Annotated in this window: 18 protein-coding genes; 14 read left to right on the forward strand and 4 right to left on the reverse strand. The window is 62.5% G+C overall.

Going from position 1 to position 23,394, the window contains the following annotated elements:
• Positions 1 to 192: 192 nt before the first annotated feature.
• The 5 genes from V5735_RS22095 (at position 193) to V5735_RS22115 (ending at position 7,508) form a co-directional block, all read left to right on the forward strand.
• On the forward strand, positions 193 to 1,974 hold the full coding sequence (locus V5735_RS22095; protein ID WP_423746810.1) for a 4Fe-4S dicluster domain-containing protein: 1,782 nt from the start codon (positions 193 to 195) through the stop codon (positions 1,972 to 1,974).
• Positions 1,975 to 1,976: 2 nt separating this feature from the next.
• Positions 1,977 to 4,994 carry a molybdopterin-dependent oxidoreductase gene (locus tag V5735_RS22100; RefSeq protein ID WP_423746811.1) on the forward strand — a complete coding sequence of 1,006 codons (3,018 nt, stop codon included), beginning with the start codon at positions 1,977 to 1,979 and terminating at the stop codon, positions 4,992 to 4,994.
• 5 nt (positions 4,995 to 4,999) lie between these two features.
• Positions 5,000 to 6,193 (forward strand): Mrp/NBP35 family ATP-binding protein, encoded by a 1,194-nt coding sequence (locus V5735_RS22105; RefSeq protein WP_423746812.1) that lies wholly within the window; start codon positions 5,000 to 5,002, stop codon positions 6,191 to 6,193.
• Between the two features lie 142 nt (positions 6,194 to 6,335).
• The gene (locus tag V5735_RS22110; RefSeq protein WP_423746813.1) at positions 6,336 to 6,650 is read left to right on the forward strand and encodes a spore germination protein GerW family protein; all 315 of its coding nucleotides are present in this window, start codon (positions 6,336 to 6,338) and stop codon (positions 6,648 to 6,650) included.
• Between the two features lie 81 nt (positions 6,651 to 6,731).
• Positions 6,732 to 7,508, forward strand: a complete 777-nt coding sequence (locus V5735_RS22115) for a hypothetical protein (RefSeq protein ID WP_423746814.1) — start codon at positions 6,732 to 6,734, stop codon at positions 7,506 to 7,508.
• 52 nt (positions 7,509 to 7,560) lie between these two features.
• Here the strand turns inward: V5735_RS22115 and V5735_RS22120 are convergent, their stop codons facing one another.
• Complete coding sequence (locus V5735_RS22120) at positions 7,561 to 8,868, reverse strand: MFS transporter (protein WP_423746815.1); 1,308 nt, start codon at positions 8,866 to 8,868, stop codon at positions 7,561 to 7,563.
• Positions 8,869 to 9,279: 411 nt separating this feature from the next.
• Complete coding sequence (locus V5735_RS22125) at positions 9,280 to 10,458, reverse strand: MBL fold metallo-hydrolase (protein ID WP_423746816.1); 1,179 nt, start codon at positions 10,456 to 10,458, stop codon at positions 9,280 to 9,282.
• Positions 10,459 to 10,716: 258 nt separating this feature from the next.
• Here V5735_RS22125 and V5735_RS22130 point away from each other — a divergent pair, with 258 nt between their 5' ends.
• From V5735_RS22130 to V5735_RS22160, 7 genes are all read left to right on the forward strand, one after another.
• Complete coding sequence (locus V5735_RS22130) at positions 10,717 to 11,817, forward strand: rhodanese-like domain-containing protein (RefSeq protein WP_423746817.1); 1,101 nt, start codon at positions 10,717 to 10,719, stop codon at positions 11,815 to 11,817.
• Positions 11,818 to 11,960: 143 nt separating this feature from the next.
• On the forward strand, positions 11,961 to 13,130 hold the full coding sequence (locus V5735_RS22135) for an NAD(P)/FAD-dependent oxidoreductase (protein WP_423746818.1): 1,170 nt from the start codon (positions 11,961 to 11,963) through the stop codon (positions 13,128 to 13,130).
• Positions 13,131 to 13,140: 10 nt separating this feature from the next.
• Positions 13,141 to 13,977 carry a DUF1641 domain-containing protein gene (locus V5735_RS22140; RefSeq protein ID WP_423746819.1) on the forward strand — a complete coding sequence of 279 codons (837 nt, stop codon included), beginning with the start codon at positions 13,141 to 13,143 and terminating at the stop codon, positions 13,975 to 13,977.
• Between the two features lie 221 nt (positions 13,978 to 14,198).
• A complete protein-coding gene (locus V5735_RS22145; RefSeq protein ID WP_423746820.1) occupies positions 14,199 to 14,384 on the forward strand; it encodes a hypothetical protein in 186 nt (61 codons plus the stop codon).
• A gap of 3 nt (positions 14,385 to 14,387) precedes the next feature.
• On the forward strand, positions 14,388 to 15,998 hold the full coding sequence (locus V5735_RS22150; protein WP_423746821.1) for a sodium:solute symporter family transporter: 1,611 nt from the start codon (positions 14,388 to 14,390) through the stop codon (positions 15,996 to 15,998).
• 28 nt (positions 15,999 to 16,026) lie between these two features.
• Complete coding sequence (locus V5735_RS22155; protein WP_423746822.1) at positions 16,027 to 18,105, forward strand: FAD-dependent oxidoreductase; 2,079 nt, start codon at positions 16,027 to 16,029, stop codon at positions 18,103 to 18,105.
• A gap of 192 nt (positions 18,106 to 18,297) precedes the next feature.
• Complete coding sequence (locus V5735_RS22160) at positions 18,298 to 19,011, forward strand: DUF2270 domain-containing protein (RefSeq protein WP_423746823.1); 714 nt, start codon at positions 18,298 to 18,300, stop codon at positions 19,009 to 19,011.
• 44 nt (positions 19,012 to 19,055) lie between these two features.
• On the opposite strand, the gene V5735_RS22165 is transcribed toward V5735_RS22160, so the two are convergent.
• Together V5735_RS22165 and V5735_RS22170 are read right to left on the reverse strand one after the other, a co-directional pair.
• Positions 19,056 to 19,430, reverse strand: coding sequence for a hypothetical protein (locus tag V5735_RS22165; protein WP_423746824.1), 375 nt, complete (start codon positions 19,428 to 19,430; stop codon positions 19,056 to 19,058).
• Positions 19,431 to 19,435: 5 nt separating this feature from the next.
• Entirely contained in the window at positions 19,436 to 21,811 is a 2,376-nt protein-coding gene (locus V5735_RS22170; RefSeq protein ID WP_423746825.1) for an amino acid permease, read from the reverse strand.
• 398 nt (positions 21,812 to 22,209) lie between these two features.
• On the opposite strand from V5735_RS22170, the gene V5735_RS22175 reads away from it, so the two are divergent.
• Positions 22,210 to 22,716 (forward strand): MOSC domain-containing protein, encoded by a 507-nt coding sequence (locus tag V5735_RS22175; RefSeq protein ID WP_423746826.1) that lies wholly within the window; start codon positions 22,210 to 22,212, stop codon positions 22,714 to 22,716.
• Positions 22,717 to 22,800: 84 nt separating this feature from the next.
• On the forward strand, positions 22,801 to 23,124 hold the full coding sequence (locus V5735_RS22180) for a tRNA-binding protein (RefSeq protein WP_423746827.1): 324 nt from the start codon (positions 22,801 to 22,803) through the stop codon (positions 23,122 to 23,124).
• Positions 23,125 to 23,394: the final 270 nt, after the last annotated feature.

Consider the following 23,394-nt stretch of genomic DNA (forward strand, 5'->3'; position numbering starts at 1 on the left):
CGATGCGCGGCAAGCGGACGACCCGTCGATACCCGGCAGTGACGTGCTACCTGCTGACTGTCTTCCGCATTCGGATACCCTTCGAATCCGCTTCCCGACGACCGTGCTACCGGTATTGTGTGGTATTGTGAATAGTAAGAAAAGTATAAGTGCCCATGTCACGTTTAATGATAACATTGTTCAAGAGAGGTGGTGACAATCACCAATTTCGGCTTCGTCATCGACAACAGGCGATGTATCGGTTGCCACGCGTGCACCGTCGCGTGTAAAACAGAGCACGACGACCCCATCGGCGTCAACAAAACGTGGGTGAAGTACATCGAGAAAGGGGAGTTTCCGAACACGAACCGGAACTTCTCCGTGATGCGGTGTAACCACTGCGACGATTCGCCCTGTACGGACGTCTGCCCGGTCACCGCGCTCTGGGAGCGCGAGGACGGAATCGTGGATTTCGACCCCGAGCGATGTATCGGCTGTAAGGCCTGCATGCAAGGGTGTCCGTACGACGCGCTCTACATCGACCCGGAGACCTCGACCGCGGCGAAGTGCAACTACTGTTCTCACCGCGTCGATACGGGGCGCGAACCGGCCTGCGTCACCGTCTGCCCGGAAGACGCCATCATCGCGGGCGACGTGGAGAACCCCGACACGGAAATCGCCGAGACGATTTCCAAACAGGAGGTGCAGGCGCGCAAACCGGAGAAAGGGACGGACCCGACGCTGTTCTACGTCAACGGGGACGAGGGGAGCACGACGCCGGGAACCACCGCCCGCGAGGACCACTACATGTGGTCGGACGCCCCGAACCGCGTGGAGACGCGCGGGGCAGCGCGGGAGGAGTTCGACATCCGTCGCGCCGCCGAATCGCTCGCTAACTCGGATGTCGACCTCGGACGGAGCGACGAGGCGCGGTCCGACGGTGGGTGTGCCTGCGGCGGTGAGTGCGGCGGTGAGTGCCGGTGCGACGACCGCGTTGCCTCGGACGGGGGTACGGCAGCGACATCGGCCGCGGGAAGGGCGGACGAACACCGCAGCGGTGGGTCGGACGAACGGGAGAACAGTCGGACCGAGCGCGCGTACGAACTCCTCCACGAAGAGGCGCGACGCGTCTACGATATCGGCGAGAGCCACTACACATCGTGGGGATGGGAGGTCTACTCGTACACGTGGACCAAATCCATCGCCGCGGGCGTGTTCATGCTCCCGGCGCTGTTCACGCTCGCGGGGCTCGTCGAGCCGAACGCGACCACCATCGGCGTCGCGTCGCTCGTGAGCCTCGTTTTCCTCGGCCTCACCACGCTGTTGCTCGTCCTCGACCTCGAACAGCCGACCCGGTTCCACTGGGTCCTGTTGCGCCCGAACTGGAACTCGTGGCTCGTGAAGGGCGGATACATCCTGACCGCCACCGGCGGTTTCCTGACGCTCGTCGCGGGGAGCTGGCTGCTCGGTGTCGAGACGCTCGTGACCAACCCGGTCACGCTCGGCGTCGGGGCGGTACTGGCGGCCGCGACGGCGGTTTACACCGCATTCCTGTTCAGCCAGTCGAAGGGCCGCGACCTCTGGCAGAGTCCGACGATGCCGCTCCACATGTTCACCCAGGCGGTGGTCGCCGGTGCCAGCGTAACGGGGCTGTTGGGGCTGGCCGGTGTCGCCGGGTTCGACGCGTTCGTCGGCCTCTCTCGGCTCACGCTCGCCGCTGGCCTCGTCGTCCATCTGCTGATAATCGCCTCGGAGATATTCACGCCGCACCAGACCGAGGACGCCGAGGAGGCCGCCGCGCGCATCACTCGCGGTCGATTCAGCCGGGCGTTCTGGCTCGGCGGCGTCCTCGTGGGTATCGCGCTGCCGCTCGTCGCCCTCGCGGTGAGCGCCAGTCCCGCGGTCGTCGCGGTCGGCGGCGTGCTCGCCCTCGCCGGGCTGTTCGCCTTCGAGTACTGCTGGATAACCGCTCCACAAACCATCTCGCTCGCATAACCATGGGACACCGATACGAACTCAGTCGAATCGAGAAACTCGCCGAGAGCCTCGGGCTGTTGTCCGACCGCTCGACGGGCACGTCGAAGCAACGACAGGGAACCAGTGGCGCTGTCAATCGAATCGCCGAACCGGGCGAACTATCGAGCTACCCCGACCCCGAAACGTGGCACGAGTGGGTGGAGTACGATTCGACCGGCGAACCGACCGAGTACTCGGTCGTCCCGACCGCCTGTTTCAACTGCGAAGCCGGGTGCGGACTTCTCACCTACATCGACAAGGAGACGGGTTCCATCAGGAAGATCGAAGGGAACCCGGAGCACCCCGGCTCCCGCGGCAGAAACTGCGCGAAGGGGCCCGCGACCGTCAACCAGATCAACGACCCCCAACGCATCGAGCACCCGCTCAAGCGCGATGGTCCCCGTGGGAGCGGCCAATGGACCCGCGTCTCGTGGGACGAGGCCCTCGACGACATCGCCGGGGAGATGCGCGAGGCCATCGTGGCCGACCGCGGCAACGAAATCACCTACCACGTCGGTCGCCCCGGCCACGAGGAGTACATGGACCGGGTCATCCAAGCGTGGGGCGTCGACGGCCACAACTCCCACACGAACATCTGTAGCGCCGGTGCCCGCGCCGGGTACGGCCTCTGGCACAAGTACGACCGTCCGAGCCCCGACTTCGCAAACGCGGAGTTCATCCTCCTCCTGTCGGCGCACCTCGAATCGGGCCACTACTTCAACCCGCACGCCCAGCGAATCATGGAAAGCATGCAGGACGGCGGCCAGTTGGCCGTTGTGGACCCGCGGCTGTCGAACACGGCCGCGATGGCCGACTTCTGGCTCCCGACCCAGCCCGGCAGCGAGGCGGCCGTCCTCTTGGCGATGGCGAACGTCATCCTCGAAGAGGATTTGTACGACGCCGAGTTCGTCCGCAACTGGGTGAACTGGGAGCAGTTTCTCGACGAGGAGTTCCCGGACCGCGAGCGAAGCTTCGAGTCCTACATCGAGACGATTCGGGAGGTGTACGCCGGGTTCACGCCCGCGTTCGCGGCGGCCGAAAGCGGCGTCGACGCCGACACAATCGAGACGGTCGCTCGGAAGGTCGGCACCGCCGGGGACCGCTTTGCCAGCCACATCTGGCGCTCGGCGGCCTCGGGCAACGACGGCGGTTGGCAGGTTTCGCGCACCCTCCACTTTCTCTCGGTGTTGACGGGAAGCGTCGGAACCAAGGGCGGTACGGCGCCCAACGCGTGGCACACGTTCGACCCGCACCTGCCGAACGAGCCACCACGCCAGCGGCTCTGGGACGAATTACAACTTCCGCCCGAGTATCCGTTCGCCCATTACGAGCTGAGCCAACTGCTCCCGTACTTCCTGAAAGAGGGTCGCGGGAAGCTCTCGGTGTACTTCACGCGCGTGTTCAACCCCGTCTACACGTACCCGGACGGCTTCTCGTGGATAGAGGCGCTGACGGACGAGGAGAAGGTCGGCATGCACGTCGCACTCACGCCGACGTGGAACGAGACGGCGTACTTCGCCGACTACGTGCTCCCGATGGGTCATTCGCCCGAACGACACGACATCCAGAGCCAAGAGACGCACGCCGGGACGTGGGTCACGTACCGACAGCCCGTCCTCCGCGAGTACGCCGAACGAGAGGGTGAGGACGTCGAGTTCACCTACGAGGCCAACCCTGGTGAGGTCTGGGAGGAAGACGAATTTTGGATCGAACTGTCGTGGCGTCTCGACGAGGACGGAACCCTCGGCATCCGTGAGCACTTCGAGTCACCCTACCGCGACGGCGACGACCCGGCGAAGATGACCGTGGATGAATATTACCGGTACATCTTCGAGCACGAGGACAACCTCGTGGAACTCGCCGCGGAAAAGGACATGACGCCCCTCGAATACATGAAACACCACGGGGCGTTCGAGGCGTCCGAGAACGACTACGAACTGCATCGGGAACCGCTCGACGAGTCCATCCTCGACGCCGACGACGTAACCGTCGACGAGTACGGGACGATTCGTCGCGGCGAGAAACCGTCGAGCGCGTCCGCGTCCGACGGCTCGGACGTTCTCGGCGTGATGGTCGACGGCGAACCCAAACGCGGGTTCCCGACGCCCACGGGCAAACAGCAGTTCTACTCGCGGACGATGGCCGAGTGGGGCTGGGACGACCTCGAATACACCGTTCCGCACTACCTGAAATCCCACGTCCACCCCGAGAACGTCGATTACGAGAACGGCGAGATGGTGCTGGTACCGACGTTCCGCCTCCCGACGGCGATTCACTCCCGGTCGTCCAACTCGAAGTGGTTGGAGGAGATTTCGCACAACAACCCGGTGTGGCTTCACACGAAGGACGCCGACCGACTCGGCCTCGAAACGGGCGACCTCTGTCGCGTCGAAACCGAAATCGGCTACTACGTCAACGAGGTCTGGGTCACGGAGTCCATCAAACCGGGAATCGCCGCGATGAGCCACCACATGGGACAGTGGAAAATCGACCGCCCGGACAACGACGAGTCGGACGTTCAGGAGGGCGGCGACCCGTACGGGAAGGTGACCGTCGACCTGAACACCGAGGCGGGCCGGTGGGGGATGCGACAGGTCGAGGGCATCCATCCGTTCGAGAGCGACGACCGCGACAGCGAGCGCGTCTGGTGGACGGACGGCGGCGTCGCACAGAACCTCACGCACGCCCCGCATCCCGACCCCGTCTCGGGAATGCACTGTTGGCACCAGAAGGTGACCGTCCGACCGGCGGAGGCGGACGACTACTACGGCGACATCTACGTCGATACGGAGCGGTCGTTCGAAATCTACCGCGAGTGGCTCGCCGAGACGAAACCGGCTCCGGGACCCGACGGGCTTCGCCGCCCGAAGTGGCTCAAACGCCCCATCGCCCCCCCGACCGACTCCGGAGCGGACGCGGGGTGGTTCGTGAACGGTCCCATCGGACGCCCCGGCCGCTGGGACCCCGAATCCCTGTCGACGACGGCCGACGAGGACTAACACCGATGGGTACGACACCATCCGACGACGAGTCGCTCGCCGCTCAAGTGGAACGCGCGCTGGCGGACGCCCACATCGGGCGAGACGGTCTGTTCTACTCTCTGGACGAACTCGACGGGTTCGGACGCGTTCGCGTCGATGGCCGGATGGCCATCGTCCCGGTGACGCTGCCGCTCCCCGCGAGCGACGTCCGAGCGGTCGTCGAGCGCGACGTTCGAGCGGCGGTCGGCGCTATCGACGGCATCGATGCGGTCACGTGCCGCTTCGAGCCGCGGGTACCGGACCCCGGCGTCCGCGTCGAGTTGCTCCCCGACGTGAAACACGTCATCGCCGTCGCCTCCGGGAAGGGCGGCGTCGGCAAAAGCACCGTCGCAACCAACGTGGCCGTCGCGCTCGCCGATGCGGGCACGTCGGTCGGAGTGCTGGATGCCGACGTCTACGGGCCGAACGCGCCCCAACTGCTCGGTGTCGGCGAACGGACGCCGACCGCAACCCCCGACGACCGAATGGTTCCCCGCGAAGCGCACGGCGTCTCGGTGATGAGCATGGGGTTTATCGTCGGCGAGGACGACCCGGTCATCTGGCGCGGCCCGGTCGTGGACGGGTTCCTAACGCAACTGTTCGGCGACGTGGACTGGGGTCCCCTCGACTACCTCGTCGTCGATCTCCCGCCCGGTACCGGGGACGTACAGCTCTCGCTCGTCCAGCACCTGCCCGTGACAGGTGCGGTCGTCGTGACGACGCCGCAAGCGGTCGCGGTCGACGACGCCCGGCGTGGACTCGAAGGGTTCGCCCGGTACGACGTTCCCATCCTCGGTATCGTCGAAAACATGGCCGGGTTCCGCTGTCCCGATTGCGGTTCCGTCCACGACATCTTCGACGCGGGCGGCGGCGACCGATTGGCCGAGGCGTTCGAGGTGCCCGTTCTCGGGCGGATTCCGCTCGACCCCGCCGTCGGCGAACTCGAACGCGGTGAGGACCCGTCCGACCCGCCCGGCGTCTCGGTTCCGCTCCTCGGCCGATTGCAACTGCCCCGAACGGAGGCGGAACGCGAACGTTCCACGAGCGCCGAGCCGATGGTACTCCGCGAGGACGGCGGCGAGGCGAGGCATGCGCTCGAACTCGTCGCGACGCGAACCGTGGCCCGCGTCGACGCCCTCGTCACCGACTCGACGCCGCCCGGCTCGTCTCCCGACTGACCTCGGAACCACGGTCACGAGCGGTCTCGGTGTATCTCCCGACCGAATTCTCGGCTGCGGCCCGTGATGGTGCCGAAGCACCCCCGCCGAATCGTGTCGGCTCCCCAAACTCATTTGTCGCTGCTCGTCGTCTCGGAGGGCTATGAACGGCTTCGACGATTTCGACTCGCTGATAGAACGACTCCGGCGCACCGCGACGGTCGAAACGGTGTACGGCGACCCGATTTCGACCGGCGACCGGACCGTCGTCCCGGTTGCGACAGTCGGCTACGGGTTCGGCGGCGGCGGAGGCGACGAGGGAAGTGGACTGGGTGGCGGCGTGGGAGCGTCCCCGGTCGGCGTCCTCGAAATCACGCCGGACGAGACGCGGTTCGTCCGCTTTTCGGAGTCGCGGAACGTGGCGCTCGCGCTCGCGTTCGGATTCGTCCTCGGCCTGTTCGTCCGTCGCTCGAACTGACCCCACTCTCTCCCCGTTTTCCCGCCCGCTGAGAACTACTCGGCGAGTATATCGTCTCTCGTGACATATATACTGTCGACCATGCCGATCAACATTACAACCATCCTCAAGCGAGGTTTCAGTCGAAGTATCGAGCGAAACGGCCTCATGCTCATGGGGATTCTCTTCGTCATCTCTGTCTTTAACGGCGTGTTAGGACTCGGTGTTGACCGGTGGGTCGCCAGGCAGGGTGGGGCCGCCGGTGTGCAGGCGAATCCGTTGGTGATAGTTCCGCCGCTCGGTGCCGGTATCGTCTCCCTGATACTGGGCATCGCCTCGCTCGTCGTGAGCATCGCGGCCATCCGCGTGTTCGTGAGCGACGAGACCGAGCGGCTCCCGCGAGAGTTCTTCACCCGGAACATGGTCTGGGCCGCGGTCAACCTCTTCGTCGGGACGATAGTCTTCGCAATCATCGTGGCACTGGGTCTCGTCGCGCTGGTCGTTCCGGGTATCTTCCTGCTCGTGACCCTGGTGTTCTGGACGGTCTTCGTGGCCGTCGAAGACCAGAACTTCGTCGAGGCGTTTCGAAGCAGTTGGGGACTGACGCGGGGCTACCGCCTCAACCTCTTCGTGCTGGGCGTGGCGGTGGCGTTCATCGCGCTCCTCGTCAACCTCGTCTTCGGTTTCGGCGACCTCGCGAGCGGCAGTTTCGTCGGCGATATCGTCGCCTTGGTGTTCGCGCAAGCCGCCAGCGCTATTGCGACGGTCTTCGCGACCGCCGTGCTCGCGACGGCGTACACCGAACTCGACGCCTCCGACGATGAGGACTTCGGTGAGACGATAACCGACGACAGCACCGCGGGACGGCCCGCCGCCTAACCGTATTTTCGATTATTCGAGTAACCGTGTAAAACCGCGCTCCCCCGTCGAGCTAGTCCGCGGGCTGGGAGTCGCGGCCGAAGAGGACCCGCGTGAGGTCCTCGCCGAGATTCTCGCCAGCGTGCGTCTCCTCGACCTGCGTGTAGACGAGAGCGAGGCCCAACGTTGCGAGCGCGGCGGCGAACGCGAACGGGACGACGTAGCCGAAGCCGACGAGCCACCCGCCCGCGAGCGGGCCGATGGCGGTGCCGAGACCGAACGCCATCGTCAGCACGGAGAGCGTCGTCCCGGCGTTCGAGTTCCGCGCGATGTCACCGGCGAGCGCGAAGGCGGGTGCGAACACCATCGCCCCGGCGATTCCCTGCACGAACCGAGCGGCGACCATCCCGAGCGGCGTCGCGACGAGTCCCTGTGCGAGCGTCGCGGGAACGAGGAGGACGAGGCCCGCGAGGATGAACGGCTTCCGGCCGTACCTGTCGCTCGCGGTGCCGACGGGGGTCTGCGTGACGACTTGACCGAGCGTGAACGCCGCGAACTCGATGCCGAAGAGCGTCGCGCTCTGGCCGAGATGCTGGTTGATGATGCTCTCCAAGGGCGCAAGGATGGCGATGCCGATGGCCATGAAGAGCGACGCGACGCCGAGCGTGAACACGGAGTCGAGCACGCCGTGGCCGTCTCGCTCGAAGACGGCGACGCTGTGCTCGCCGCCCGCGTCTGCAGCGTTCTCCGCGTCGACATCGATGTCGGGGTCGCTCACCAGCGCGACGACGAGGACTGCGCCGACGAGCGCACCGAGCGTGGCGATGTAGAACGCCGCCTCGAAACCCGTGACCGCGTAGCCGAGGACGGCGTACGGACCGCCGTAGATGACGGTGCCCGCCGCCACGGGACCGATACCGAATCCGAGCATGCGGAAGGTGTTGAACACGCCCATCGAACCGCCGCGCGTGTCGTCCGTGGAGAGGTCGTTCACGAGCGCGATGGTCGCCGGGACGGTGACGGCGACGCCGATTCCCTGTCCGATGCGGATGAGCAACATCGCGCCGTAACTCCCGGCGAGCGAATACGTGAAGTTCGAAACCGCGAGGATGAGGAGTCCGGCGACCACGAAGGCTTTCCGCTTCCCGGTCTTGTCGGATAGGGTCCCCGCGATGGGCTGGACGCCGCTCATGAAGAACCCGAACGCCGACAGGATGAGTCCCGTGACGAGGGCGGTGCTGAGGCCGAACGTTCCGCCGCTGACCACGCCGCTGGCGATGTAGAGCGGAAGGACGACGATGAGGAACGAATTCCCGATTGAGTCGGCCATCCGCGCGAACGCGAGCGCGAGAATTCGACGGTCCGTATCGAGGACGCCCACTATCGGGGTCCCTCCTCGGTGCGATGATGTGTGCTGTGGCTCCGAATCATTTCTTACTAACTACTCAGTTAGCCACGCGGATAAACGTTCCGGCGTGGGAGGTTCCGACCGGCTGACGGACAGGAACGAACGCTTGAAATGCGGGAATTCGGACGGATATGGCTGGTATAAGATGTCTTCCCACCCGGTTCCGTTGGATTGACTAGTCAGTAAGTTTCGAGATATACATGTGTATCTCAGCCGAGTTATTCGCCCGCCATGCGGTTCGCCCCGGGCGTTCTTCGACGTGTTCGGCGGAGTCCTCAAAACGAGTGTCGAATAGACAAAGCTCGTGATTAGCCTACCTGTGAGTGAGATTCCGACGAGTTCTCGGGCGTTCACGCCGTCGGGAGGAGCGTTGATATCGAATCGTTAGTCGTCGGCGACCACGCTGTCTTCGGTCGCCGCACAGCGATTCGGTCCCAGTTCGAGTTCGTTCTCCTCGTCGATGCTTTCCGGTCGGTAGCTACCCTGGTTCGTGGCGATGACCGTCTCGTAGTTCGGCGGTTTCGACGGGAGGTTCTCGAACATGTGCTCGACGAACGCCTCCTCGTCCAACTGGACGATTTCGTTGGTCTGCCGAACGGAGCCAACCGTCGTGACCATCGGCATGCCGGGCGTGACGTCCACGTATTCGCCGTCGTCGGTGACCGAGAAGTGACCCGGGAGAATCTTCACGTGGTCGGGAAGGGACAGGATGACCTTCTGGAGCGTCGCGTACTGGACGCGTGCCCCGTCGCGCGCGTCGGCGTCGGCGAACTGGAGTTCGGTGCGGCCGATGGACTCGACGAACAGGGTGTCGCCGGTCAACAGCGCCTCGTCGTCGACCAACCACGAGGTCATGCCCGTCGTGTGGCCGGGCGTGTGAACCGACTTGATATCGACGTCACCGACGTTTATCGTGTCGTTCGGGTCGACGCCGTCGAAGTCGTATTCGGGGTCGCGCGTCGCGGCGGGCGAACCGAGGTGGTACGGGACGCCGAGTTCGTCGGCGAGTCGGCGACCGCCGGAGATGTGGTCGGCGTGGATGTGCGTATCGAAGACGTGCCTGATGTCGAACCCGCGCTCCGCGGCGGCGTTCTTGAACGTCTCCGTGGCGCGCGTCACGTCGATGGCGGCGGCCTCTCCGGTGCGCTTGTCGCCGACGACGTAGCCGAGACAGCCCTTCGAACGGCGCTGTAACTGGAGGATTTCCACGTCGTCGTTCCGCGTTGCGATGGGTACGACGTCGTAGAGCATGCTCCAGGATTCCATGCCGCCCTCGACCGTCAGCACGTTCTCGAACCCGTCCGCTTCGAGCCACTCGGCGAACTGTCCGGCCGAACTCCCGGTCGCACAGATGGTGATAATCTCGTCGTCGGCGTCGAGTTCCTCGCGGTGGTCGTCGAAGTCGCCGACCAGTTCGTCGTTCGCGCCCGAGTACTCGACGTTCTCGGCCTGGGCGATGTGCCAGTCCGCGTAGTCTTCGGGGTTTCGCGTATCGAACAGGGTAACGTCTCCGTTCGCGTCGATCTTATCTCGCAACTCCTCCACCGTGATTTCCTGAACCATTGCATCGAATTGTATTGTCCATGCAATAATAAGGGTTCGTCAGGACGGTTTTGTTGCCGGGTTATCGCTCCGATATCGGATATTCGACACGGGTAAACTACATTGTTGCCTCTTTTCCGGCCGTTTCCGCATCTTCCACTGACCGCCCGGCGAGGCTCGGGGTGGTCTCGGCAGTATTGTGTGGTAATGTCCTAATTGTCTGGAACAAACCGGCAACCACATTACGTTGGGACCACTACGACGGATAGGTGACCTGCGATGTCTGATTCGGACTCGATACGTGAGAAACTCGATGGGCTCCCTCCCAGTTCTAAGTTCATCTACAAGACGCTCGAACGGAACGGTCGAATGACTCAAAAGGCCCTCATCGAGGAGACGATGCTGTCGGCACGAACGACGCGTTACGGTATCAAACAGCTCGACGACGCTGGGTTACTCGAATCGTCACCGGCGCTCCGCGACGCCCGACAGACCTGTTACGGACTGTCGTTGGATGGGCCGGAACAGAGTGGCTACGCGAAGGACGCCCTCGTCGAGGCGGAGTGGCTCGCCGAGCGCTTGGACGAGGTGCAAAGCGACGACCCGTCGTTTCGCCTGATAGAAGCGGACGCGGGCGACGCCTACGAGGACGGTCACATTCCCGGCGCGATCAAATTTGACTGGTTGACGCATCTAACGGCGGAAAACGGCCGCGGCGTTCCGGAGAAAGGAACGTTCGAGGAGTTGCTCGGTCGGCACGGCATCACCGACGAAAGCACCGTCGTCCTCTACGGCGGCGAGTCGAACTGGTTCGCCGCCTACGCCTACTGGCTGTTCAAATATTTCGGCCACGACGACCTCTATCTCCTCGACGGCGGTCGTGACTACTGGGTCGAGGCGGGTTATCCCACGACGACCGAGGTTCCGTCGGTTACGGAGCGCGAGTACGACGCGAGCGGTCCGTTCGACCACCTTCGAGCGACTCGTAACGACGTCGAACGGGCGCTCGCGGGGGACGTGACGCTGCTCGACGTGCGGAGTTCCGAGGAGTTCGTCGGCGACCTCCGAGCACCGCCGGACGGCGAGGGGATGCCCGCGACGATGGTGGGCGGTCACATTCCCGATTCCGTCCACGTTCCGTGGTCGAACATCTTCGACGACGACGGTTGGTTCAAGCGCCGCGACGAACTCCGGGCCATTTACGAGGCGAAAGGGGTGGCGACCGACGACGACGTTATCGTCTACTGTCACGTCGGCGAACGCTCCGCCCTGACGTGGTTCGTCCTCTCCGAACTCCTCGGCTACGAGACCGTGCGAAACTACGACGGGTCGTGGAGCGAATGGGGGAACCTCGTGGACGCACCGATAGAGACGGAGTGACCCTACACACCACAATCGGTCTGTATCGCCCGTTTCCGCTCGGATACAAATTTTGCCGCCGCCTCTCGGTGTTGTGAGTATTGCACAACAATGTTGCTTCTATCTTTAGTTTGATGGGCGTTGGACTACACGTGTAAGTAGGTATGGTAAAGATAGTCGTTCTCGGTGCGGGTACGGGCGGTGCCATGACAGCGAACATCCTTCGGCGGAAGTTGGGCACTGACGCGGATATCACGGTGGTCGACAAGAGCACGAAGCACATGTATCAGCCGTCGTTCTACCTCATCCCCTTCGGCTATCTCGACGCCGAAGAGCAGGCTCGGGACGTCCGCGAACTCTTCGACAACGGCATCGAGTTCGTGCAGGACGAGGTGACCGGCGTCGACCCCGACGAGGAGGTCGTCGAGTGCGCCGAGGGCGACATCGAGTACGATTATCTCGTCGTCGCCACCGGCCACCGACTCGCGCCCGAAGCGACTCCCGGACTGCTCGAAGGGTGGGAGGAAACCGATTCCGTCTATCCGTTCTATCACTACGAGGCGGCGATGGCGATGCGGGAGGCGTTCGAGGACTTCGACGGCGGAACGTTCGTCGTCACCCAACCGGACACACCCATCAAGTGTCCCGGCGCGCCGCTGAAGATGACGATGCTCGCCGAGGATTTCGCTCGGCGCAAGGGAATCCGCGACGAGACGGAGTTCATCATGACCCGGAACGCCGACCACCACTTCGGCGTCCAGCCCTACCGGGACAAACTCTACCAGTTGTGGGACGACCGCGACATACAGTTCGAAGCGAACTTCTCAGTCGAAGAAGTCGACCCCGACGAGCAGGTCGTCCGCGCCGCCGACGGCCGGGAAATAGAGTACGACATCCTCGCGCCGGTGACGCCCCAGTACGGCCAGACGGCCATCACCGAAGGCTCGCCCCTGACCGAGGGCAGCGAGGACGGCGAGTACGTGACGATAGACGAACGCACGCTGCAGCACACGGAGTACGACGACGTGTTCGCGCTGGGTGACTGTGAGAACGCGCCGCACTCGAAGACCGCGGCGGCCGCCCGCAAAGAGGCGCACGTCGTTGCCGACAACCTCGAAGCACTCATCGAGGGACGGACGCCGCACGCGGAGTACTCCGGCTACGCCGCCTGTCCGCTCCTCACGAAGAAGGGAAAGGCGATGATGGCGGAGTTCGACTACGAGGAGAGCATCTCTGCGCCCGTCGAGAGCAAGATGAACTGGATTTTGGACGTCAACGTGCTGCCGTCGGTGTACTGGAACCTCTGGCTGCACGGCTACGACCCGCTCCCGTAGGTGATCACGAATGAGTGATACACAGACCCAGGAAGCGGTTACCGAACGCGACTCGGAGGACCTCGACGCGCTCGTGGACAAAATCGACGACAACGCCGAGGACCTCATCGCGTTGCTCGACGCCCTCGACGCGACGCAGGGGCTCGCGGAGGAACTCGTCCCCGAACTGACGGACGTCGCCCGCGACAACCGCGAACCCATCCGCGAACTTCGCGTCGCGTTCGAGCGCGAAGAGACGCTCGTCCTGCTCCAGAAGGTCGGGCACAACTCGGAACAGTTGGTCGAACTGCTGGACGTGCTCGAAGTCAGTGCCGGGCTGACCGAGGACCTCGTGCCCGAACTCGTCACGGTCGTCCGCGAGAACCGTGCGACCGTCGAACGACTGCGAGCGGCGTTCGAGAAGGAAGAAACCATCGTCCTCCTCGAACGACTCGGCGAGAACGCCGACGCGCTCGTTGAACTCCTCGAACTCCTCGACGTGACGCGTGGACTGGCCGACGACCTCGTTCCCGAACTGACGGACGTCGCTCGGAACAACCGCGAACCCATCGCGGACTTGCGGCTTGCCGTCGAGGGGTTCGCGGACGCCCGCCGGGAGCGCGAGACGCCGGACATGTACGAACTGGGGCGAAACGTGGAGGGCTTGGTCGCGCTGACCGAAACGGCCGCCCAACCCGAGGTCGTCAACTCGCTCGACGCCGGATTGAGCGCGTTCACAGACGAGACGAAGCCGAAGAAACTCGGCCTGTTCGGCCTAATCGCGGCGTTACGGGACAGTGACGTTCAACAGGCGCTCGGAACCCTCGTCGAAGCGGCGCGACGGATGGCGAGAGCGAACGACCGCTGAGTCGGCGACCCGAGCGGGACCTTAACTTCAATTTCTAGCGCGCGAGTATCGATCTGTACCCGAATGGATGTTCGTCCCCGTCAGCGGGAAACATGGGTGAATGTAATTAAAGTTTAAGTCATATACTCGCGATTCTATGAATGTCATGTCCAACCATACCAACCTCTATCGGTGGCAGGTAGGAACGAACACTCGTCTGCGAAAACGCGGGGGACGGTAGTATGGACCCGCTTCTGTGGCTCGGGGGCTTCCCGTCGCCTGTTCTCGAATTCTTCATCGTCGGCGTCGTTCTCTTCCTCATCGGCGCGGTGACGCTCGGGACGAACATTGAGGACGTTTCGGGTATCGAACAACCGAGCGTGCAGCGAACCCAACCAGAGCAGGACACGAATCTCATGGAGGACTGAATCATGGACTGGATCGTCCTTCAGTCATGGGGGGAAAACCTCGGCGTGCAGTACCAATCGGCCACCGCGATGGTCTTTTTCCTCCTCTTCTCGGTGTTGATGCTCGGCATCGGCTACGTAGCGAGTCGGCATATGAACAGTGAAGAGGACTACTACGTCGCGGGGCGCAACGCCGGAATCTTCGTCATCGCCCTGTCCATTTTCGCGTCGACACAGAGTGGTTGGGGTATCGTTGGCCTCTCCGGGACGGTGTACGCCATTGGTACCGAGTTCATGATGTGGGCGACGACGGTCATCATCTTCTCGTTCGTTCTTTCGTACTGGCTCGTCGGCCGGAAGATGCGCGTTCTCGGAACGACGGTCAACGCGATCACGGTCCCCGATGCGATGTATCATCGGTTCGAGGACGAGCGAGTTCGATTGCTGGGAACCGTCGCCGTCTTTCTTGGGTCGATGGGATATCTCGCAGCACAGTACGCGGCGTTGGGCATTATCATGTCGATAATCTTCCCCGTCGGTTTCATCACGGGACTCGTCATCGGACTTCTCGTCGTTGGAGTTTACACAGTCATCGGTGGCGTCCTCGCGGCGATTTGGTCGGATGCGATTCAAGGTGTTATCATGGCACTGTCCGGTGTGCTGACGTTCGCGTTCGTCGTCACCTCTAACCCCGGTGGCGTCGGCGCGATGATCAGCACCGTCCAGGCCGACTTTCCACAGTACTTCCAGTTTACGACGTTGGGCGGGAACGGTCTCGCGCCCATCGGCCTTTTGCTCTCTATTCTAATCATCAACCTCACACACGCTGGACAGCCACAGGCGATCACGAAGTTCTACATGATTCGTCGCGTCTCGCTGCTGAAGTGGGGTGCACTCATCTCGGGGGCGGCGTATCTGATGACGACGCTGTTCTGGTGGACCGGTCCGTACGTCCGTGCCGCCGTCGCACGTGGCGATATCCAGAGCTTCGAGAACCCGGATTTGGTGTTGCCGCTCGCACTCATTAACTTCGCCCCGGACGTGGTGACGGCGTTCGTGCTCACGGCCATCGTTGCCGCGATCATGTCCACGAGCAACGCGTTCCTCAACGTCGGTGCGTCGGCCGTCACACACGACTTCATGAAAGAGTACAGAAACACCGGGATGACCGACCGCCAGGAAGTCCTTTACGGGCGAATCGCAACCGCTTCGATTCTCGTCATCGCGGGGGTAATCGCGGCAACGTTCCCCGGTCTCATCTTCGTTCTCGGTGCTGCTGGCTGGGCCATCTTTGCGACGGTCATCTTCCCCGGCGTCGCACTCGCGTACAACTGGAAAGGTGCCACTACCGAAGGGATTCTCTGGGGCGGAAGTGTCGGTCTCTTGCTGACGTTGTTCCTGGCCTATGGTGGTCAGTACTTCAGTTGGACGATTCCGATGGGCTTTCTCGGCGGTCAGGTCGCGCAAGTCATCGGTATCGCGGTGTTCGTCCTCGTTTCGTTGGTCACGTCGACGGCCACGTACGACCAATTGAAACCGGAAGTGAAGGCGGTTCTCGACACCGGACGCCTGAAGGGTGGCCGTCTGCCACCGAGTGTCCTTGCTGACGGTGGTGAGGAACGGATAGACGAATAGCATCTCACACATTCACACTTCGAATTCAATGACAAAGGATACACAAGACGTCTCGATTGTCGGCGACACCGACCCGAACGAGTATCACTACGAGCGGCTGTTCGAACCGACGAGCATCGGCGATGTCGACCTGCGCAATCGCTTGATGATGACCGGCCACACCACGAACTACGCCCGAGGCTCCGAAATCACGGATACCCTCATCGACTACTACGTCGAACGCGGTGCGGGTGGTATCGGGCTCATCGTGATGGCGTATCTCGCGAACCATCCGAGCTCGATGTCCGGGAGCGCGATTCGGGGTTGGGATGACGACATCGTGCCCCAACTCCGACGGCTGACCGATGCCGTTCACGAAACGGGTGCGAAAATATTCTGCCAGGACCTCCACTATGGACGGCAGATGACGAGTCTCATCAGCGAGCAACCGGTGCTCTCCTCGTCCGATATTCCGGGTCCGGTGAACCGGGAAATGCCTCGACGGATGACCAGCGAGGAGATTCAGGAGTTGGTCGAGGGATACGCAACGACCGCGGGCGTTATCCAACGAGGCGGGTTCGACGGCGTCGAGATTCATTCCGGGTACGGCGGCTACCTGCTCTCGCAATTCATCTCACCGTACTCGAACGAACGGACCGACGAGTACGGTGGCTCGCTGGAGAACCGGTTGCGTATCGTTTACGAGACGGTCGATAGCGTCCGAGACGAGGTTGGCGGGGACTTCGTCGTCGGACTGCAGGTGAATGCGATGGACGATGCCCCGTACGGCATGGGTATCGACGAGTACGAGGAAGTCGCCCGTCGGCTTGCAGCGACGGGACAGATCGACTATCTCGTCGTGAAAGCAGGTACGTACCAGAAACAGGATTACATCGTTCCCGATATGCAACGCGAACGCGCGCTGCTTGCGCCGCTTGCCGAGCGAATCCGTACCACCGTCGACGAAGTAAATCCGGGGATGACCGTTGCCACGACAGGACGAATCACCGACCCGCGTCGAGCGGACCAGATTCTCCAGGAAGGTGCTGCGGATATCATCTCGATGACGCGAGGTCACATCGCTGACCCTCACATCGCACGCAAAGCCCAGGAGGGCCGCCTCGACGAACTCATCGAGTGTATGGGGTGTAACCAAGGCTGTATTCAGCGCATCTACGACGGTGCAGCCTGCCGGTGTGTGCTGAATCCGGCGACGGGGTTCGAAGCCGAACTCGGCGTCGGGATGGTCACGAAAACGACCGACCCGAAGGACGTCTTCGTGGTCGGGGGCGGCCCAGCAGGAATGAAGGCCGCGGAGGTCGCCGCCCGTGTTGGTCATCAGGTTACCCTGTGTGAACGGGACGAGACGCTCGGTGGACAGGTTCGATTCGCGAAGGAGATTCCGAACAAGGCGGAGTTCGAGAAACCCATCCTCTGGCTCCGTGAAGCGCTCGACCGGGAGAACGTCGATGTCAGGACCGGCGTCGAGGTGACGACCGAGTTCGTCGAACGAGCGGCCCCGGACGCGGTCATCGTAGCGACTGGGTCCGCACAGCCGACGTTCCCGCGGGGGTATCACGGCCTCGGAATTCGTGCGAAAGACGTTCCGGGATGGGACGACGCCCGAGTGATGACGAGCACGCAGGTACTGTCCGAAGCGGTTGGCCCCGGTGGAACGACGTACGAGGACCCCGGAGACCGAGTTCTCGTTATCGATGACGGGGAGCACCACTGGAAGGGCGTTGGCACCGCGAAGTTCCTCGCCGAAGAAGGGCGGACGGTGCATTTCGCACAACCGGGAGGTGACCCGGGTGGTGAACTCACCGGCCCGACGAAGGCGAAACTTCATCGCGACCTCTTCGGGATGGAAAACCCGGTCGAACTACATACGTTTGCAACCGTCGACCGCATCGACTGGCCGACAGTGACACTCAAAACACAAGGTAAAGCGGTCGAACTATCCGACCTCGACGGCATCGTTCTCGCGGGATTTCACCGGTCGAACGACGGCCTCGAAGCCCCACTGTCGGATGTGGTATCGGAGGTTCGCGTCGTCGGGGATGCGGTCGCCCCGAGGACCATCAAAGAGGCCATTCACGAAGGGGAACGGGCCGCTCGTGAACTCTGATTTACGGCCGGAAATCGTCCAGTAACCGCTGAACGGGAAACTATCGGCTCCTGTTCGCGGTTCGCACGGTTGCGCTCGTTGCCGAACAACTTGCTCCATACAGTCGCGAGACGCAGAGACCGCGCTGTTCGATACGTGGTACCCGTCGTACCTACCGAGCGATAGTTATCCGCGTATCTCCAACTCACTCGTATGGGGGACCGCGAAGACGAGGAGTTCGACCCGGAGCAACGTCACGCCCGCGAAGTAGCGACGAAGGCGGCAGAGGAGCGTTCCGATTTCCTCTCGTTGATGCCCCACTACTACCGGGGCGAAGTCTCACAGATGTCCACTCGGTTGGACCGCTTGGACCTCACTATCGACTGGGCGATTGCCGTTATCGTAGCGATGCTCGCGCTTTCGTTCGAAAGTACGGATAGTCCGCCCTATTTCCTGCTGATCGGGATGTTTGCGATGGTCATGTTCCTGCTGTTCGACGTTCGACGGTATCGCACGTACGATGCGACCCGCTCGCGTGTGCGGATGATCGAAGAGAATATCTTCGCCAACGCGTTCGACCCGGAGGGCGCGGTACACCGAGACTGGCGAGAAAAGATCGGCGCGGACCTTCGGAAACCGACGGTGAAAGTATCGCTACGGGAAGCGCTGTCTCGCCGATTGAAACGGATCTATTTTCCGCTGCTCACGGTCCTCCTTGTGGCGTGGTTCTTCCGCATCACCGTCTTCGTTCCGAACGAGAGTCCGCTCGCGACCGCTGCCGTCCCGGGAATCCCCGGTGTCGTCGTCATCGGTGGTGTCCTCCTCTTCTATTTGCTAGCGGCAGTCGTGACGTTTTGGCCGACGACGCGAGAAGCGAAGGGCGAGTTCCACGGCGAAGAGGCTGGAGACTGGAAAGCGGAAAAGTGAGGACCGTACCCGGACGGATGATTTCGGGGAACTGGCCAAAGCGGCTAGAGGAGGGCGATGAGAAGTCTGACCGTTGCCGGTACGGTCGTATTCAGCACGCCCATGCCGAACCCGAGTCCCGTGAACGCGGCGAGGAGCGATACCTCGTCCCGATACGTCGATACAGAACTTCCGAGGGCGGTCAAGCAGATGACTGAGAGCGAAAAGAGACAGACGAAGAGGGCAACGAGGGACGTGAGAAGGTCGAACGCGAAGTCGGACCGCACGCCCAAAAAGTGGTACGTGAGATGCACCGTCGAGAGCGAGACCATCGCTTCACCACCGAGTAAATAGAGGAAGAAAAGACCGGAGAACACGGTGATGCCGATTGCCCCCAGTCGAAACGTTCGTCGCAGTGTGCGTTCGAATACCGTCGACATGGGCGTCAGTCCGACCGAACCGGCGTGGCCGAATCTCGTTCCTGGTCTCGCCTGAACACTCGTCGGGTAAGCCGACCGAGTGGGGTCAACGCTTCACCGAGACGGCCGGTGATGCCGGTGGGGGTCGCGTAGACGATGACCGGGACACCGACGGCGTCGGCCTGCTGAATGACTTGATCGGGAGTCGACCCGAGGACCCATCGTTTGAGCAACCGCGTCCGGGATGCTCCGATGAACAGCGGCCCGCCGTTCTCGGCGGCGACGTCGACCACTCCGTCGGCGACGCTTTCGGCCGTGACCTCGTGGCGCTCGATGGCGATATCGGGTGGCAGTTCATCGAGGGTTTCCTGCATCTCCTCCGGCGTCCCGTTGTTACCGGTCGGGCTGACGTTGATGACGTGAACCGTTGCGCCCGCTTTCCCGAGCGTTCCGACGAGCGAGAGCATCGATTCGTGGTGCGGACCGCCGCCCACACCGACGTTGATGGCGTCGAGGTCCTCCGAACCCTCCATGTCGAAGTTCTGTGCGAACAGGACGTCACAGGGAGCGTTGTATTCGACCGACTCCGCGATTTCGTAGTGTTCCTCGGGATATCCCATCAGGATGAGGTCCACCCCGGTACTGCGAGCGGTCTCGTTGATATCGAACCCGACGTCCCGTGAGATGTGTCCGCCGACGGTATACTCCGCGTTCACGTCCACGGTCTCGAGTCGTTCCATGAGTCGGTCGGCTCGCTTTTCGGCGGTCTCTTGGACCATCTCGTACGGCGTCTGATCTGGTATGTGTGTGACGTTGAGGACGTGAACGATGGGGTTTTCGGCGCGTGCGTTCGCCAGCTTCGCCGCCAATCGCACGTAGTCAGGGGCGCGATTGATGCGCGCCATCGGTACCAGTACGCGATAGCGGTCTTCCGGTTCCTCTCCTGTCGCCTCCGCGTCGGTATCGAGTTCCGATAGCGTCCCTTCTTCCGCTCGACCGTCCCCGGTCGTTCCGAGCGGTTGCGTCTGTTGTTCGACGGCGTGTCTGACCAGTTCGTCCACGTTGGGTGCGCCGCCCCAGACGAGATACGCAGCGATGAACAGCAGTTCGACGGCGACGCCGACCGCGATTCCCGTCGGCGGCAACTTCGCGATGAGCGCGAGATTGGCGACGATTCCCAACACGGGCAACCACGGTGAGAACGGGACCCGGATGGGCCGTTCGAGGTCGGGGAATCGACGTCGGGAGGCGATGAGCGCGACGTTGACGACCGCCAACGGTGCAAGGAGGTTCAGGTTCGCAAACCCGGTCAGCGCGTTGAGACCGAGGTGAAGCGGGCCGACCCCGCCCTCGCTAGGAAACAGCGTAATGAAGCCGACGATGAGGGTCGAAATGACTCCCGTCGTCGTGATAACGCTCCAGAACGGGGTAGCGTACGTCGGATGAATGCGGTTAAATCGCCGGGGTGCCTGACCCTGTTTCCCCATCAACGAACCGATACCCGACGCCGCCAGGATGGAGGCGTTCGACGCCGACACCATGCTGAAGATGGCACCGGCGACGATGAGCCACTTTCCGAACGAACCCAAGAACGCGGCGGCGACCTTCCCCATGGCGGTTTCGCCCTGCTTCGCGACGACCTCCGCCGGAATCGGCGAGTTGACCATGGCGACGATGACGAAGATGTAGAGGACCGTCACCGTGAGGATACTCGCCACGATTGCTTTGGGGACCGTCTTCCGCGGTTCGATGATTTCACCCGCACTGGCGGCGATGGCGGAGAAGCCGAAGAACGTGATGAACGCGACCGCGGCGACGGAGACGATGCCGCCGACGTCGGTCTGAAAACCGGTCGCGAACTCCCCGACCGCTTGCGTAGGTCCGGCAAATCCGAAGGCACCGGCGATGAACACCACCAAAACGGCCACCTTCGCGCTGGTCACGAGTACCTGAAACGTGCCGCTCTCCTCGGTCCCCTTCGAGTTGAGGTAGCCGAGGAGAACCGCGGTGAGAACGGCGATACCGCCGTGCGGAATCGGTATGCCGTGGGGAATGATGAACTGGTGAAACCACTCGCCCATGGTGGCGAGGTAGAACGCCGTGGTCGCGCAATATCCGAGGAACAACGAGGAACCGATGGCGAACAGCAATCGGTCCTCCTCGAACGTGCGCGAGGAAAACAGATATCCGCCGCCGTTTTCGCTGTAGATGGAGGCGAACTCCGAGTAGGTGTACGCCGTGATACTCGCGATGACCGCCGCGATAACGAACGAGATAATCGCGCTGCTCCCCACCGCCGCCACCGCCGTCCCGGACAGCGAGAAGATACCGGCGGCAATCATGGTCCCGAGGCCGAGCGCGAACGCAACCTTGAATCCGAGTGTACGGGTATGCTCGACCATTTTACGTGGGACCAGTGCTAGTCAAATCCGAGCTATCCTGATGCGTGGTTCGCTCGCTATCGCGATTCAATTCGCTCGTGTCATCAGAAGAGAGGTGTCGAAGCGATTCGTGCTTTTCAGGGGGTCCGGTATCGTTTTCCGAGCACCGTCGTATCATAATAATTCCTTCCAACAAGATGTGGTATTTGAGCATTATACTCGGTGGGGCTGCATATTCAAGCCGTAATTTGACCGTCGAGGAATCGGCTTCACGATTTCCAGTGAGTGTCCCCGAGTTCTCCCCCGGAACCCTCCTGCATAGGTGCTCGAATCGGGCGGTCGAAAACACCGCTTTGGACATCACGTCAGAGAGAAAACCCGAGATGAGTCGTTATCCGTGTTCGTGACGAAGGGACGGTATGGCACAGATTACGGACCTCTTCATCACAGGGGCCGGGTCCGAACCGATGCAGTCGGTCACGGAGGTACACGCGGTCGCCGACAGGGGACTGCGGGGGGACCGATATTTCAACGGGACGGGCTACTACTCCCCCTACGATGTCTGTCAGATTACGTTGATAGCGAACGAAGCAATCGACGAAATCGACCGGGAGTTCGGCCTCGACCTGACGGCTGGCGAGCATCGTCGCAACGTCGTCACGGAGGGCATCGACGTACACGACCTCCTGAAACACCGCTTTCGAGTCGGTGACGCGCTGTTGGAGGGGACGAGACCGCGGCCGCCCTGTGCGCACGTCGAACAACTCAACGAACAGGAGGGCGTCGCCCGAGCGCTCAAAGACGGCCGCGGCGGAATCTGTGCGGACGTGGTCGAATCCGGTCGGATCGGCGTCGGCGATTCGATTTCCGACATCGAGGCGATGGATAAGACGGCGAGCATCATCGAGCGACTTCGGTCGAAGTAATCACCGTCTCCACTGCACTATCCATCGAACAACGGCCGACGGCGAACGTCACTACTTACTTCGCGTCTTCCGTAGTGAAGCCGTATGACCGACAGTCCGTTCGACGCGAGCATTCGCGTGGCCGAGGTGCGAGAGGCAAAAGCGTTCCCCGAAGCGGAGAAGCCCGAGATGGTCAAACTCTGGTTGGATGTGGGCGACGAATCCCTCCAATCCGCAGCACAGTTGGGGTATCACCACGACGTCGACGACCTCGTAGGGACGCAGGTGCTCTGTGCGACGAACTTGGGTTCGGTTCGGATTGCGGGGTTCGAATCGGAGGCGCTGACCGTCGGCGTCCCGGGCGACGACGGAAATCCGGTTCTCGTCACCCCCGAGAAATCGGTTCCTCCCGGTGGAACGCTCTACTGAATCGCAATCTCACGGTGGCGTACCGAAGCGGTGCTATCTGTGGGCGGTTCGCCCGGTCGATGTACGGAATCCGATATCGTCAGACTCGCATCTCGTCGCCGGTCCCTGCGGTCTCCGTGACTCTTAGTTCGGGATGAAGGAGCGTATCGAAAGCAGACGTCGCGTGACGTCTGCCCCGTGGCGTGGACGACAGGCAATCATTCCTGACCACCTTGGTTGGATGACTATACGACGACGATTTTGTGTTAGTCATTCTCTCACATAATTCTT

Origin of the sequence: Haladaptatus sp. SPP-AMP-3, assembly GCF_049568665.1 — an archaeon.
GTDB classification, from domain to species: Archaea; Halobacteriota; Halobacteria; order Halobacteriales; family Haladaptataceae; genus Haladaptatus; species Haladaptatus paucihalophilus.

What these genes read in the sequence shown, in the direction of transcription:
- V5735_RS22180 (WP_423746827.1), top strand. Translation starts at nt 22,801, where the DNA reads ATGACCGACAGTCCGTTCGACGCGAGCATTCGCGTGGCCGAGGTGCGA.
- V5735_RS22145 (WP_423746820.1), top strand. Translation starts at nt 14,199, where the DNA reads ATGGACCCGCTTCTGTGGCTCGGGGGCTTCCCGTCGCCTGTTCTCGAA.
- V5735_RS22160 (WP_423746823.1), top strand. Translation starts at nt 18,298, where the DNA reads ATGGGGGACCGCGAAGACGAGGAGTTCGACCCGGAGCAACGTCACGCC.
- V5735_RS22105 (WP_423746812.1), top strand. Translation starts at nt 5,000, where the DNA reads ATGGGTACGACACCATCCGACGACGAGTCGCTCGCCGCTCAAGTGGAA.
- V5735_RS22140 (WP_423746819.1), top strand. Translation starts at nt 13,141, where the DNA reads ATGAGTGATACACAGACCCAGGAAGCGGTTACCGAACGCGACTCGGAG.
- V5735_RS22155 (WP_423746822.1), top strand. Translation starts at nt 16,027, where the DNA reads ATGACAAAGGATACACAAGACGTCTCGATTGTCGGCGACACCGACCCG.
- V5735_RS22130 (WP_423746817.1), top strand. Translation starts at nt 10,717, where the DNA reads ATGTCTGATTCGGACTCGATACGTGAGAAACTCGATGGGCTCCCTCCC.
- V5735_RS22175 (WP_423746826.1), top strand. Translation starts at nt 22,210, where the DNA reads ATGGCACAGATTACGGACCTCTTCATCACAGGGGCCGGGTCCGAACCG.
- V5735_RS22150 (WP_423746821.1), top strand. Translation starts at nt 14,388, where the DNA reads ATGGACTGGATCGTCCTTCAGTCATGGGGGGAAAACCTCGGCGTGCAG.
- V5735_RS22135 (WP_423746818.1), top strand. Translation starts at nt 11,961, where the DNA reads ATGGTAAAGATAGTCGTTCTCGGTGCGGGTACGGGCGGTGCCATGACA.
- V5735_RS22125 (WP_423746816.1), bottom strand. Translation starts at nt 10,458, where the DNA reads ATGGTTCAGGAAATCACGGTGGAGGAGTTGCGAGATAAGATCGACGCG.
- V5735_RS22170 (WP_423746825.1), bottom strand. Translation starts at nt 21,811, where the DNA reads ATGGTCGAGCATACCCGTACACTCGGATTCAAGGTTGCGTTCGCGCTC.
- V5735_RS22115 (WP_423746814.1), top strand. Translation starts at nt 6,732, where the DNA reads ATGCCGATCAACATTACAACCATCCTCAAGCGAGGTTTCAGTCGAAGT.
- V5735_RS22110 (WP_423746813.1), top strand. Translation starts at nt 6,336, where the DNA reads ATGAACGGCTTCGACGATTTCGACTCGCTGATAGAACGACTCCGGCGC.
- V5735_RS22100 (WP_423746811.1), top strand. Translation starts at nt 1,977, where the DNA reads ATGGGACACCGATACGAACTCAGTCGAATCGAGAAACTCGCCGAGAGC.
- V5735_RS22165 (WP_423746824.1), bottom strand. Translation starts at nt 19,430, where the DNA reads ATGTCGACGGTATTCGAACGCACACTGCGACGAACGTTTCGACTGGGG.